The 13,104-nt window shown below is 69.5% G+C and carries 11 protein-coding genes; 6 read left to right on the top strand and 5 right to left on the bottom strand.

Translation table 11 applies throughout. The features are described from left to right. Positions 1-27 precede the first annotated feature (27 nt). Genes whiA through secG form a run of 5 tightly spaced genes read left to right on the top strand, consistent with a single transcriptional unit; the run spans position 28 to position 4,340 of the window. Entirely contained in the window at positions 28-1,011 is a 984-nt protein-coding gene (gene whiA / locus BJEO58_RS02550; RefSeq protein WP_101587484.1) for a DNA-binding protein WhiA, read from the top strand. Between the two features lie 14 nt (positions 1,012-1,025). Beyond that, entirely contained in the window at positions 1,026-2,030 is a 1,005-nt protein-coding gene (gene gap, locus BJEO58_RS02545) for a type I glyceraldehyde-3-phosphate dehydrogenase (RefSeq protein WP_101587482.1), read from the top strand. 37 nt (positions 2,031-2,067) lie between these two features. Continuing rightward, positions 2,068-3,291, top strand: coding sequence for a phosphoglycerate kinase (locus BJEO58_RS02540; protein WP_101587480.1), 1,224 nt, complete (start codon positions 2,068-2,070; stop codon positions 3,289-3,291). A gap of 4 nt (positions 3,292-3,295) precedes the next feature. Then, positions 3,296-4,090 (top strand): triose-phosphate isomerase, encoded by a 795-nt coding sequence (gene tpiA / locus BJEO58_RS02535; RefSeq protein ID WP_101587479.1) that lies wholly within the window; start codon positions 3,296-3,298, stop codon positions 4,088-4,090. Positions 4,091-4,097: 7 nt separating this feature from the next. Continuing rightward, positions 4,098-4,340, top strand: a complete 243-nt coding sequence (secG, locus tag BJEO58_RS02530) for a preprotein translocase subunit SecG (RefSeq protein WP_101587477.1) — start codon at positions 4,098-4,100, stop codon at positions 4,338-4,340. Positions 4,341-4,454: 114 nt separating this feature from the next. Here secG and BJEO58_RS02525 read toward each other — a convergent pair whose 3' ends face one another. Genes BJEO58_RS02525 through tkt form a run of 3 tightly spaced genes read right to left on the bottom strand, consistent with a single transcriptional unit; the run spans position 4,455 to position 9,530 of the window. Continuing rightward, a complete protein-coding gene (locus BJEO58_RS02525; RefSeq protein ID WP_101587476.1) occupies positions 4,455-6,272 on the bottom strand; it encodes a phosphoglucose isomerase-related protein in 1,818 nt (605 codons plus the stop codon). A gap of 10 nt (positions 6,273-6,282) precedes the next feature. Continuing rightward, on the bottom strand, positions 6,283-7,437 hold the full coding sequence (tal, locus tag BJEO58_RS02520) for a transaldolase (protein ID WP_101587474.1): 1,155 nt from the start codon (positions 7,435-7,437) through the stop codon (positions 6,283-6,285). Beyond that, on the bottom strand, positions 7,434-9,530 hold the full coding sequence (tkt, locus tag BJEO58_RS02515) for a transketolase (protein WP_101587472.1): 2,097 nt from the start codon (positions 9,528-9,530) through the stop codon (positions 7,434-7,436). The genes tal and tkt overlap by 4 nt, the downstream gene beginning before the upstream one ends. 168 nt (positions 9,531-9,698) lie before the next feature. Here tkt and BJEO58_RS02510 point away from each other — a divergent pair, with 168 nt between their 5' ends. Next, a complete protein-coding gene (locus BJEO58_RS02510) occupies positions 9,699-10,691 on the top strand; it encodes a heme o synthase (protein WP_101587471.1) in 993 nt (330 codons plus the stop codon). A 114-nt stretch (positions 10,692-10,805) separates the two neighbouring features. On the opposite strand, the gene sfnG is transcribed toward BJEO58_RS02510, so the two are convergent. Further along, positions 10,806-11,984, bottom strand: a complete 1,179-nt coding sequence (gene sfnG, locus BJEO58_RS02505; RefSeq protein WP_101587469.1) for a dimethylsulfone monooxygenase SfnG — start codon at positions 11,982-11,984, stop codon at positions 10,806-10,808. Between the two features lie 130 nt (positions 11,985-12,114). Continuing rightward, positions 12,115-13,065 carry a COX15/CtaA family protein gene (locus BJEO58_RS02500; RefSeq protein WP_101587467.1) on the bottom strand — a complete coding sequence of 317 codons (951 nt, stop codon included), beginning with the start codon at positions 13,063-13,065 and terminating at the stop codon, positions 12,115-12,117. Between the last annotated feature and the right edge of the window lie 39 nt (positions 13,066-13,104).

The following is a 13,104-nucleotide window of genomic DNA, read 5'->3' as shown; positions in this document are numbered from 1 at the left end:
CGACAGAACGAAGGAGGCGGAGTGCCCATGGCACTGACCGCGCAGGTCAAGGACGAGGTCGCCCGGTTCGACGTGATGAGGGTGTCCGCCCGGAAGGCGGAGGTGTCGGCGATGCTCAGGTTCGCCGGCGCTCTGCACATGTCCGGCGGATCGATCCTCATCGAGGCGGAGCTGGACACCGCCGCTGCGGCTCGACGACTCCGCGGGGAGATCCGTGGACTCTTCGACCACCCCTCGGAGATCATCGCGATCACGGGCAGCGGACTGCGGCGGGGAAGCCGGTACATGGTCCGGGTGACCGCCAACGGCGCTGCGCTCGCACGGCAGACGGGCCTGCTCGATGCTCGAGGACGTCCGGTGCGCGGGCTGCCCTCGACGATCGTCAACGGCGCTGTGGCAGACTGCGAAGCGGCATGGCGGGGCGCCTTCCTGGCCCACGGATCGCTCACGGAACCAGGACGGTCCGCGGCACTGGAGATCACGTGCCCCGGACCGGAAGCAGCACTCGCTCTGGTCGGGGCAGCTCGTCGCCTCTCCATCACTGCGAAGGCGCGCGAGGTGCGCGGCACCGATCGCGTCGTCATCCGCGACGGTGACGCGATCGCCGCCCTGCTGACCAGGATGGGCGCTCATGACGCGGTGCTCGTGTGGGAGGAGCGCCGCATGCGGCGCGAGGTCCGGGCGACCGCGAACCGCCTGGCGAACTTCGATGATGCGAACCTCCGCCGGTCCGCTCGTGCGGCAGTGGCCGCCGGTGCGCGAGTCGAGCGGGCGCTGGAGATCCTCGGCGACGACGTGCCGGAGCACCTCCGCTACGCCGGGGCGCTGCGACTCACCCACAAGCAGGCCTCTCTCGAGGAGCTCGGGCAGCTCGCGGATCCCGTCATGACGAAGGATGCGGTCGCCGGCCGCATCCGACGGCTCCTCGCCACCGCGGACAAGCTGGCCGAGGACACGGGCATCCCCGGCACGGACGCGCACCTCACATCGGAGATGCTCGAAGAGGAATGAGAGGAGCTCCAGCCATGGCCACTCGCATCGGCATCAACGGTTTCGGGCGCATCGGGAGGTCGTTCCTGCGACAGTCGCTCGCCACGGCCGGCGTCGACGTCGTCGCGGTCAACGACCTCACCGACAACGCATCACTCGCCCACCTCCTGAAGTACGACTCCGTCTGGGGCCGCATCGACGCCGACGTGTCCTACGACGACAGCTCACTCATCGTCGACGGCCGCAGCATCCGGGCGACGGACCACTCCGTTCCCGCAGACATCCCGTGGTCGGAGTACGGGGTCGACATCGTCATCGAGGCGACCGGTCGGTTCAGGACGGCCGACCAGGCCCGAGGTCACCTGGAGGCCGGGGCCACGACCGTGATCCTCTCGTCGCCCGGCAGGGGGGTCGACGGGATGTTCGTCATGGGGGTCAACCACACGGACTTCGACCCGGCCCGGCACTCGATCGTGTCGAACGCCTCGTGCACGACGAACTGCCTCGCCCCCGTCGCCAGAGTCCTGCACGACGGCGTCGGCATCGCGTCCGGACTGATGACGACGGTGCACGCGTACACCGGTGACCAGCGTCTGGTGGACGGCAACCACAAGGATCCCCGCCGTGCGCGCGCCGCCGCTGTCAACATCGTTCCGACCACCACCGGCGCCGCGGCAGCGGTGGGGCAGGTCCTGCCTGAGCTCGCGGGCCGCCTCAGCGGCATCGCCGTGCGCGTACCGGTCCCCACCGGATCGCTCGTGGACCTCGTCTTCACGCCGGAGCGGGCAACCGACGTCGCCGAGGTGAATGCGCTGCTGCGCGAGGCGGCGGCCGGCGGACTCTCCGGCATCCTCGCCTATACCGAGGACCCCATCGTGTCGTCCGACATCGTCATGGACGACCACTCGGCGATCGTCGACGGCCTGCTCACGGAGCAGGTGGGCGACCAGATCAAGGTCATCGCCTGGTACGACAACGAATGGGGCTACTCGCACCGTCTGCTCGATCTCGCCGCGCACATCGGCACAGAGCTCTCCTGAGGCCGTACCGGCCCGTGCACAGCCCGAAAGGAACCCCATGCTGACCCTCACCCCCTCCGTCGACGTCGCGAGCAGGCGAGTGCTCGTCCGCAGCGACCTCAACGTCCCGCTCTCCGACGGTGCCATCGCGGACCGCGGTCGGATCACTGCATCGGCCCCGACCATCCGCTCGCTCGCCGAGGCCGGTGCGCGGGTCATCGTCGTCGCCCACCTGGGGAGGCCCCAGGGAGCCCCGGTCGCCGAACTGTCACTCGGCCCGGTCGCCGAGGCGCTGGCCGAGGAGATCGGCCGCCCCGTCGCCTTCGCGACGGACACGGTGGGGGAGTCCGCCCGAGCAGCGGTGGACGCACTCGCCGACGGCGAGGTCGTGCTCCTGGAGAACCTTCGGTTCAATCCGGGTGAGACGGCGAAGGACGATGCGGAGCGCGGTGCCTTCGCGCAGCGGCTCGCACAGTTCGCGGACCTCTTCGTGTCCGACGGCTTCGGCGTCGTCCACCGCAAGCAGGCGAGCGTCTTCGACGTGGCGCGCCTCGTCCCGGCCTACGCGGGTGGACTCGTGGCCGCTGAGGTGGAGGTCTCACGCAGGCTGCTGGAGGATCCGGTCCGTCCGTATGCGGTCGTCCTGGGCGGTTCCAAGGTCTCGGACAAGCTGGGGGTGATCGACAGCCTGCTCGACCGTGCCGACCTGCTCGCGATCGGCGGCGGCATGGTGTTCACGTTCCTCAGAGCGCAGGGCCATGCGATCGGGGCGAGCCTCGTGGAGGAGGACCAGCTCGACACGGTGCGCGGGTACCTCGCCAAGGCCGCTGCGAAGGGCGTGGAGATCCTCCTGCCGGACGACATCGTCATGGCGGCCTCCTTCGACCGTGACGCAGACCACTGGACGGCCGAGGTCGACGCGCTCGAATCGACTCCGGCCGGCGCCTCGGCGCTGGGCCTGGACATCGGGCCGCGTGCTGCCGCCGCCTATGCGGAGCGGATCCGCGCGGCGCAGACGGTGTTCTGGAACGGCCCCATGGGCGTCTTCGAGTTCCCCGCGTTCGCAGCGGGCACCCAGGCGGTCGCCGAGGCGCTCACGAGTGCTCACGGCGGACGGGAGGACGGCAGACTGACCGTGGTCGGCGGCGGCGATTCCGCGGCCGCCGTCCGCGCACTCGGCTTCGCGGACGACGATTTCGGACACATCTCGACCGGCGGGGGCGCCTCGCTCGAGTTCCTCGAGGGACGCACCCTCCCCGGCCTCGACGTCCTGGAGGACTGACAGCATGGCACAGACACAGCGCACCCCCCTCATCGCGGGGAACTGGAAGATGAACCTCGATCACTTCGAGGCCCTGACACTCGTGCAGAAGCTCGCCTGGGCGCTGCGGGACTCCAAAGTGGATCTCCAGGAGATCGACGTGGCCCTGCTGCCGCCCTTCACCGACATCCGGTCCGTGCAGACTCTGGTGCAGGGCGAGAAGATGGACCTGGCCTACGGAGCGCAGGATCTCTCACCGCATGATGCGGGCGCGTACACGGGCGACGTCTCCGGCGCGTTCCTGAAGCGTCTGGGCTGCATGTACGCCCTCGTCGGGCACAGCGAGCGCCGTGAGCACCACGCTGAGGACGACGCGCTGGTGAGCGCGAAGATCAAGGCGGCGCTGCGACACGATCTGGCTCCCGTCCTCTGCGTGGGCGAAGCGCTCGACGTGCGTCAGGCAGGCGACCACGTCGCCTACGTCCTGGACCAGGTGGACGCCGCGCTCGACGGTTCGTCGGCGGACGCGCTGGCGGGGCTCGTCATCGCATACGAACCCGTGTGGGCGATCGGCACGGGGGAGACCGCCGGCCCCGCCGACGCACAGGAGATGGCGGCCGCCATCCGCGCGCGCGTCGTCGACACGCACGGCGAAGCATGCGGCGACGCGACACGGATCCTGTACGGCGGCAGCGTCAAGACGGACAACGCCGCGGCGATCGTATCGGGCGAGGACGTCGACGGAGCGCTCGTCGGGGGAGCGAGTCTCGACCCGACGGGGTTCGCTGACCTGATCGACGCAGTACACCGAGTAGACTGAGGTCATTATGGAGATCCTCAACTGGACGCTGATCGCGCTCCTCATCCTCACCAGTGCCTTCCTGATCCTTCTCATCCTCATGCACAAGGGGAAGGGCGGCGGCATGTCGGACATGTTCGGCGGCGGAATGAGCTCATCGCTCGGTTCGTCGGGTGTCGCAGAGCGGAACCTCAACCGGTTCACCACGCTCGTGGCGATCGTCTGGGCGGCGAGCATCGTCCTCCTGGGCGTCATAGTCCGCTTCGCCTGACGAATCCCCACGATGCACTGATCTGAACCGCATACGTGGAAGGCCCGGAGGAGAGATCCTCCGGGCCTTCCACATGCAGGGGGCGCCCACGTCTGCCGACGTGCGCAGAGCTGATCAGCGCAGGCGCTCTTCCTCCTCGCGGCCTTCGTCCGGGAAGTCGGCATCCGCTGCCGGGCCGGCATCCGTGGTCTCCGATGCGTCGCTGACGTCCGAGTCGTCGAGGGCCTCGACGTCCTCATCCTCGGGACGCCGCGGTGGGGGATCGGGCAGGGCTTCGATCGCGCCGAGCACATGCGCCACGCCCTCCTGCCGGTCCGCGAGCGTCAGATGGACGACTCGTCGACCGAGATCCGCCAGCACCTGCGCGTCGCCCTCCGCCTGAGCGGCCTGCAGCCTCGCGAAGTCGAACCCCGCCTCGGGCACGGCCACCGTAGGCCCGGTCGCCGGATCAGCGGAGATGAAGAGGAACGTCCCGTCCGGACGCCCTCCCTTGTGGATCTGACCCGTGGAGTGGAGGTAGCGGGGACCCCACCCGAAGGCGACCGTTCCACCTGACTTCCGGGCGAGCAGTTCGCGCAGTGACGCCGCAGCCTCATCGTGCTCCGCGCTCAGGAACACCTGCACGGCCAGGTACTCGTCCTCGTCGTCCTGGGACGGGAAGAGAGCGGCGATGGACGCGGCGAGCGACACCTCGCCGGCCTCGCTGTCCTCGGTGTCCTCGGTGTCGGGTGCGGGCGTGCTGTCCATCGTGTGCACGGTGACGGGGCCGTCGACGAAGGCGGGTGCGACCGCGGGCGCAGCCGTCAACGACGCGTCGGGCTGCAGCATGGCGCGCGCGCGCTCCTTGGCGGCCTCCACGTCCGGCTGGTTGAAGGGATCGACTCCGATGCCGGCGCACAGCAGCGCCGTCGCGGTCTCCCACACGAGCAGCTGCGAGCCCAGCGGCGCCTCATAGGACAGCGCGACTCCCGATATCGGCTGATGCGTCCCCATTGCGGGACCGAGGTAGCCGAGCGCCGTGGCGGCGTGCGCGTCCTCGAAGCCGGCCGCGTCCACCGACTCGCAGGCGATCGGCAGCATGCCCGCCCCCTCCTTGCCGGAGGATTCCGCGACGAGCTGCTCGATCCAGTCGGGGAGTCCGACGAGTGACTCGTCGGTCGCGGCCAGCGCCAGGGTGCGCACGCCGCGCGCGTGGGCAGCGGTCAGCAGCGCTCCGATGCGCAGAGCGGGATTCTCCGGATCGTCGGCACGCACGCCGTCTGCGACCTCAGCGGCCTCGTCGACGACCCGTTGGACGTCCGCACCAGCGAGTCCGGCGGGGACCAGACCGAACGCGGCCAGAGCACTGTAGCGGCCGCCGACGCTGGGGTCTGTGAGGAAGACGCGGCGCCATCCCTCCTCCAACGCCTGCTCAGCCATCGGCGTGTCAGGATCCGTCACGGCGATGAGCCGGCGGCGCGGTTCGATCCCGGCCGCCAGCAGAGCCTGGGCGAACGCAGAGGCCGCAGAGACCGTCTCGATCGTCGTGCCCGATTTCGTGGCGACGACCATGGCCGAACGCTCGAGGTCATCGCCGTCGCACAGCGCTGCGATGTCCATCGGATCGGTGGTGTCGAGGACGATCAGGTCGGCTCCATGTGCGCGAGCGATGACCTCGGCGCCCAGGGACGAACCGCCCATGCCCGCCAGGACGATGCGGTCGATGCCGTCGTCTGCGAGCTCGGCGCGCAGCGTGTCGATCTGCTCGATGAGCCCCGCGGCGCGCGTGTGCAGGTCGGTCCAGCCCAGATGCGATGCGGCGAGCTGCGCAGCGTCCGGACCCCAGATCGTCGCGTCGCGCTGCGCGATGCGGGAGGCCAGTCGCAGATCCACCATGCGGTCGAGTTCGGCCTCGAACACGTCGGGGGCCGGGAATCCGATGTCTGTGGTCATCGCTGCTCCTTCACTCGTCGGAGCGGCCCGAATCTGCGCCGCTTGCGTCTGTTTCGCTGGAACCCGCGAGTCGACCGGTCACCGTGGCGACCAGCTCGTCCCAGCTCGCGGAGAACTTCTCGAGTCCCTCGCGCTCCAGCTTGTCCATGACGTCGGCGTAGTCGATGCCGAGCCCGGAGAGCGCATCGAAGTGCGCGTCGGCCTCGGCGTAGGTGCCCGGCATCGAGTCGCCGCCGACGGTGCCGTGGTCGGCGAACGCCTCGAGCGTCTTCTCCGGCATCGTGTTCACCGTGTCCGGTGTGACGAGTCCCGTCACGTACATCGTGTCCGGGTAGGACGGATCCTTCGTCCCCGTCGAGGCCCAGAGCAGCCGCTGTGCGCGAGCGCCCGCGGCTTCGAGGACGCGGAAGCGCTCCGAGTCGAAGATCTGCGAGCGCACCCGATGAGTGAGCCGGCAGTTGGCCAGCCCCGCCTCGCCGCGCAGACCGACGGCCTCGTCAGAGCCGATCGCGTCGAGGCGGGCATCCACCTCCCCGTCGATGCGAGACACGAAGACGGATGCGACGGAATGCAGTGTCGAGAGATCGACGCCTGCCTCGCGGGCCCGTTCCAGACCGGAGAGGTACGCCTCGACGACCTTCCGGTACTGATCGAGACTGAAGATCAGGGTGACGTTCACGCTGATCCCGCGCTCCATGACACGGGGGATCGCGAAGACGCCCTCCTCGGTGGCGGGGATCTTGATCATGACGTTCGGGCGGTCGACGGCCGCGGCGAGGCGGCTGGCCGCCTCGATCGTCCCCTCGCCGTCGTGGGCCAGGGACGGGGGCACCTCCAGGGAGACGCGCCCGTCGACGGCATCCGTGCGCTGCCACACGGGCTCGAGGAGATCACAGGCCGCGCGGACGTCGGCGACCGTCAGCGCGTCGATCGCCTCCTCGGGGGAGACCCCCGCCCGTGCCAGTTCGTGCGTCTGCTCCGTGTACGCGGCGTCGGATGCGATCGCGGACGCGAAGATCGTCGGATTGGTCGTGACTCCCACGATGGAGCGCGTCTCGACCAGTTCTGCCAGCGACCCCGATTCGAGCCGCGTCCGGGACAGGTCGTCGAGCCACACGGAGACTCCCGAGGTGCTCAGATCGGCGAGCGGCGCATTCTGTGTCATGATGCCTCCTTGCGCGAGTCGGCGAGCGAGTCGCGGGCCGCGTCTGCGACGGCCTCTGCGGTGAACCCGAACTTCTCGAACAGGACCGCACCCGCGGCAGACGCTCCGTAGTGCTCGAGGGACACGGCACGTCCGTGCGTGCCCAGCCAGCGGTGCCAGCTCTGGGCGATCCCGGCCTCGACGCTCACGCGTGCGCGCACCGACGACGGCAGGACCTCCTCCCGGTACTCCCGGGACTCCTGCTCGAACCACTCCATGCAGGGGACGGACACGACCCGGGCCTGCGTGCCCTCGGTCGCGAGAGCCTCACGCGCGGCGAGGGCGAGCTGCACCTCGGACCCCGAGGCCATGAGGATGACATCCGGCTCACCGGCGGCGTCGGCGAGCACGTACGCACCGCGGCGCGCACCGTCTGCACCGGCGACGGCATTCCTGTCGAGGACCGGGAGCCCCTGACGTGTGAGCACCAGGCCGGACGGTCCGTCGGCGCGCTCGAGGACGCGCAGCCAGCAGACAGCCGTCTCCGTCGCGTCGGCCGGACGGACCACGTCCAGGCCGGGGATCGCACGCAGGGCACTCACGTGCTCGACCGGCTGGTGGGTGGGACCATCCTCACCGACGCCGATCGAGTCGTGCGTCCACACGAAGATGTTGGGCAGCTGCTGCAGCGCGGCGAGGCGCACAGCGGGTCGCTGGTAGTCACTGAAGACCAGGAACGTGCCGTTGTAGGGACGCGTCGGACCGTGCAGGGCGATGCCGTTGCACACGAGGCCCGCGGCGAACTCGCGGACACCGAAGTGGAGGTTCCGGCCGTAGGGGTTGCCCGGGAACATCGTCGAGGAGCGCTCGACGGGCAGGAACGACGGCTCACCCTTCACCAGCGTGTTGTTCGATCCCGCGAGGTCCGCTGAACCGCCCCACAGCTCAGGCATGAGGGGAGCGATCGCGTTCAGGACAGTGCCCGAGGCCGCACGCGTCGCGACCGAGGCACCGGCTTCGAAGGAGGGCAGTGCCTCTGCCAGGCCGTCCGGGAGTGCGCCGGAGCGCAGACGGTCGAACAGCTGCGCGCGTTCGGGGTTGGCCGCACGCCACGCGTCGAACCGCGTGTTCCAGGCGGCGTGCGCCGCTGCGCCGCGGTCGCGGCGGACGGCTCGCGTGTGTGCGAGGACCTCGTCCTCGACGATGAAGCTGCTCTCCGGGTCGAATCCGAGCAGCTCCTTCGTCGCGGCCACCTCGTCCGTGCCCAGCGCCGCGCCGTGCGCAGCGCCGGTGTTCTGCACGTTCGGCGCAGGCCAGCCGATGATCGTCGACAGGCGGATGAAGGAGGGGCGCGGGTCCGCCGTGGCCGCTTCGAACGCCTCGTGGAGAGCATCGACGTCCTCACGGTACTCCGCACCGCCGTGCGTGAAGTCGACGTGCTGCACGTGCCAGCCGTATGCGGCGTACCGGGCCTCGGGATCCTCGGTGAACGCGATGGACGTGTCGTCCTCGATCGAGATCCGGTTGTCGTCCCACAGCACGACGAGGTTCCCGAGCTGCTGCGTGCCGGCCAGTGACGACGCCTCGCCGGATACTCCCTCCTGCAGGTCGCCGTCGCCGGCGACGACCACGACGCGGTGGTCGAAGACGGATTCACCGGCGGGCGCCTCGGGATCGAACAGACCGCGCTCGCGCCGCTGCGCCATCGCCATCCCGACAGCGGAGGCCAGCCCGGAGCCCAGGGGACCGGTGGTGACCTCGACACCATCGGTGTGGCCGACCTCCGGGTGGCCCGGGGTCAGGGAGCCCCACGTGCGGAGGGCCTTCAGGTCATCGAGCTCCAGTCCGGTGCCCGACAGGAAGAGCTGGATGTACTGGGTGAGGCTCGAATGGCCCGCGGACAGCACGAAGCGGTCGCGTCCGACCCAGGCCGTGTCCGCCGGATCGTGGACCATCCCGTGCTGGTAGAGGTAATACGCGGCGGGGGCGAGGCTCATGGCCGTCCCGGGATGCCCGTTGCCGACCTTCTCCACCGCGTCCACGGCGAGGAGTCGTGCGGTGTCGACGGCCCGGTTGTCGAGTGAGGACCACGTGAGGCTGCTCGTGCTGGTCATGCGCGCGATTCGTTCCTTCAGGAAGGCTGCTTGCCCGCCCGCGTCGGGAAGGCACTGACGGCCCTCACTCTACCGGGACGCGCCGGATGTGCGTGCATGTGCAGAACTCTTCTACGAGGGATAGAATCATTCCGACGATCCCGATACCAGGAAGGCGCAGCCGGCACCGTGTCTCTCCCTCAGCGCTCCGCGCACAACCACTCCGCAGAAGAGCAGCCTCTGCAGCGGACGATCGACGAACGACGCGCAGGAGCGCGCGGCACAGGCTCACTGGGCGACACCATCCGCGCGTATGTCGCCCTCACCAAGCCGCGGGTCATCGAACTGCTCCTCGTCACGACCGCTCCTGTCATGTTCCTCGCGGAGCGCGGCCTGCCGAGCCTCTGGCTCGTCGTCGCGACACTGATCGGCGGAGCGGCGGCCGCGGCCTCCGCATCCGTCTTCAACTGCATCGCCGACCGCGATATCGATGCCAAGATGCGGCGCACGGAGAACCGTCCCCTCGTGACCGGGGAGATCACCCCGCGCGCCGCGACGATCTTCGCCTTCGCGCTGGGGTTCGGCTCGATCTTCTGGCTGGGAGGCTTCACGAACTGGGTCGCCGCCGGCCTCACCGCCATCGCGATCCTCCTCTACGCCGTGTTCTACACGCTCGTCCTCAAGCGCCGCACGACCCAGAACATCGTGTGGGGCGGAGCCGCGGGGTGCATGCCCGTTCTGATCGGCTGGTCCGCGGTCACGGGTTCGCTCGGCTGGGAGCCGATCCTGCTGTTCCTGGTCGTCTTCTTCTGGACGCCCCCGCACTACTGGCCCCTGGCCATCAAGTACAAGGCGGACTACGAGGCCGCAGACGTGCCGATGCTGCCGAACAAGGTGCCGCCGGCGAACGTGGCCAGGCAGATGATCTGGTACACGATCGCGATGCTCGCGTCCTCGTTCGCGCTGATCGCGGTCGCTCCGATGGGCCCGGTGTACATCGTGGCCTCGGTGGCGGCGGGCGCCTGGTTCCTCGGGGAGTGCATCGCCTTCATCAGGCGTGCGAAGGCCGGGCTGTCCGGCACGCGGCTCCGCGCGATGCGCGTCTTCCACGGATCGATCACGTATCTGTCCGTGCTCTTCCTCGCAGTGGCGATCGATCCGTTCCTCAGCCCCTGGGTCTGATCGACGGGCACTCGTGAGGACGTCCCCGCGGGGACGCGAAGTCCGAGATCTCGGACTCTGCGTCCCCGCGGGGACGTTTCTCTGCGCGGCGGACAGTCCCGCCGCGGCAGGGACTCAGGCGGCTGCGGCCTCAGCGGCCTCGTCGTCGCGGAACTCGACACCGTTCTCGCGGGCGAGCTGCGCTTCGCGCTCACGGACGCGGGGGATGATCTCCTCACCGAAGGTCGTGAGCTCCTCCTGGAAGTGCAGGTACGCCGTCAGGAGCAGATTCACGCCCTGCTTCTTGTACTCGATGATCCGATCGGCGATCTCGTCGAACGTGCCGATCAGACCGGTCTTGAAGCCGTCGTTGTACTGCACGAGGTCCTCGAAGGACGAATCCGCCCACATGCCCTTCCGGTCTCCGGTCGACGCCCCCGCCTGCTGCACGGACCGCTGGAATCCCTCGACGGCGGGCCGGTGCGCATTGCCGACGATCTCACGGAGCTGTTCGACGGCCTCGTCGTGCGTGTCGCGCGCGATCACGAATCCGTTGATGCCGAATCGCGGTGCGGCCGGTGCGCTGCGGTCACCCGACCGCGAGGCCTCGATGACGCCTGCGACATTGTCCGCGTAGTCCTCGAGAGAGCGACCGTTCGAGAAGTACCAGTCCGCCACACGACCCGCGGTCGCCTGTGCCGCTGACGAATTGCCGCCGAAGAAGACGTCCGGGTGCGCGCGTCCCGGGACGTCGACCGGGCCGGGCCGGAGGCTCACACCATCGATCGAGTAGTACCGACCATGCTGGGTGTAGTCGTCCCGTGTCCAGATGCCGCGCAGGGCACGGATGAACTCGTCGGTGCGGACGTATCGCTCATCGTGCTCGAGCCAGGGGAGCCCGAACCCGGTGAACTCGTCCTTGAGCCAGCCGGAGACGACGTTGACGGCTGCGCGGCCGCCTGAGAGCTGGTCAGCGGTGTTGATGAACTTCGCCAGCACCCCCGGGTGCCACATGCCCGGGTGGACGGCGGAGATCACCTTGAGCCTCTCCGTGGCGAGCAGGAGTGCGAGCGAGAAGCTCGTGGCCTCATGCTGCTCCGACGCGCCGTAGCTGGCCTGGTAGCGCGTCTGCGTCAGGGCGTACTCGAAGCCCAGTCGCTCCGCAGTCTGCGCGAGCGTCCGGTTGTAGGAGATGCCCCAGTCCGTTCGCTGCTCGACGGTGGAGATGACGAGGCCGCCGGACACGTTCGGCACCCAGTATGCGAACTTCAGCGGTGAGGCCAGATCTGCAGCGGGGGAGATCGGTGCTGCCATGGTGTTCCCTTCGGTCGGTGCATGCGGCGCGAGCCGAGGGCTCGCGCTTCAAGCATCCGCCGAAGGGGAGGTGTCGCACCGCGTGTTCGTCATAGTCCAGACGTGCGGCGTCACACGGCGACGCATCGTGTCATGTCGCAGCGGGCGCCGGTTCCCGGATGTCACCGCCGTCGGAGGGCGCGGCGGGGCCGTCGCCCTGGGGCGGGCGCTGGTAGTGCGCGTCGACCAGCCAGCCGACCGCTGCCAGGACGGAGCAGACGCCGATGATGTGCAGCGCCACCAGCACCTCGGGCACGCCGGTGAAGAACTGCACGTACCCGAGCAGCCCCTGTGCGAGGACGACGAGTGCGAAGGCGATGGCGGGGCGGCGCAGCGTGCGCGCGTGAGGGTGCCCACGGCGCACGGCCCGCTGCGCCAGGATGACCATCGCGATGGTCACCGCCACGAGCGCCCAGACCGGCGCCGCGTGCAGGCGGGCCATCAGCAGGGTGTCCAATCCGTTGCGCGCGCTCAGCTCATCGCCTGCGTGCGGTCCTGCGCCTGTGACGAGCACCCCCAGGAGCACGACGGCCCAGGTGAGGGCGAACGCAGTCCAGGCGAGGGCGCGGCCCGTGCGTGTCCCCACGGGCCGCGACGGCCCACCTGAGTCGTAGGTGCGGCGGACGAAGAGGACGGAGACGACCACGGCGACGGCCGAGGGCACGAAGTGGCCCGCCACCACCCAGGGATTGAGGCCGGTGAGGACGGTGACCCCGCCGATCACGGCCTGGACCGGCACGATCGCGGTGAGCCCCACGGCGAACCAGACGAGGTCGCGTCGTGTCCGGAATCGCCGGAGCAGAACGAGGATCGTGACGACGCCGAGCACTCCCAGGCTCACGCCCAGGAGGCGGTTGCCGAATTCGATCGCGGAGTGCATCGTGAGCTCTCCCTGCGGCGTGACCGAATCGGCCGTGCAGCGCGGCCAGGTCGGGCAGCCCAGGCCGGAACCGGTGAGTCGCACCAGAGCGCCCGTGAAGATGATGAGTGATTGGGCGCTGAGCATCATCCAGGCCAGGATGCGGTCTATTCGCGACGTCACAGTCGTAGGTCCTCACTCGGGTCGTGCAGACGGGCGGTC

The organism is Brevibacterium jeotgali (assembly GCF_900169175.1).
Taxonomy (GTDB): domain Bacteria; phylum Actinomycetota; class Actinomycetes; order Actinomycetales; family Brevibacteriaceae; genus Brevibacterium; species Brevibacterium jeotgali.
The sequence above is the reverse complement of the archived record's forward strand: the minus strand, read 5'-3'. Positions and strand labels throughout refer to the sequence as shown.

Bases quoted from the DNA above. Each gene is read 5' to 3' on its own strand.
- whiA (WP_101587484.1), top strand. From the start codon at position 28: ATGGCACTGACCGCGCAGGTCAAGGACGAGGTCGCCCGGTTCGACGTG.
- gap (WP_101587482.1), top strand. From the start codon at position 1,026: ATGGCCACTCGCATCGGCATCAACGGTTTCGGGCGCATCGGGAGGTCG.
- BJEO58_RS02540 (WP_101587480.1), top strand. From the start codon at position 2,068: ATGCTGACCCTCACCCCCTCCGTCGACGTCGCGAGCAGGCGAGTGCTC.
- tpiA (WP_101587479.1), top strand. From the start codon at position 3,296: ATGGCACAGACACAGCGCACCCCCCTCATCGCGGGGAACTGGAAGATG.
- secG (WP_101587477.1), top strand. From the start codon at position 4,098: ATGGAGATCCTCAACTGGACGCTGATCGCGCTCCTCATCCTCACCAGT.
- BJEO58_RS02525 (WP_101587476.1), bottom strand. From the start codon at position 6,272: ATGACCACAGACATCGGATTCCCGGCCCCCGACGTGTTCGAGGCCGAA.
- tal (WP_101587474.1), bottom strand. From the start codon at position 7,437: ATGACACAGAATGCGCCGCTCGCCGATCTGAGCACCTCGGGAGTCTCC.
- tkt (WP_101587472.1), bottom strand. From the start codon at position 9,530: ATGACCAGCACGAGCAGCCTCACGTGGTCCTCACTCGACAACCGGGCC.
- sfnG (WP_101587469.1), bottom strand. From the start codon at position 11,984: ATGGCAGCACCGATCTCCCCCGCTGCAGATCTGGCCTCACCGCTGAAG.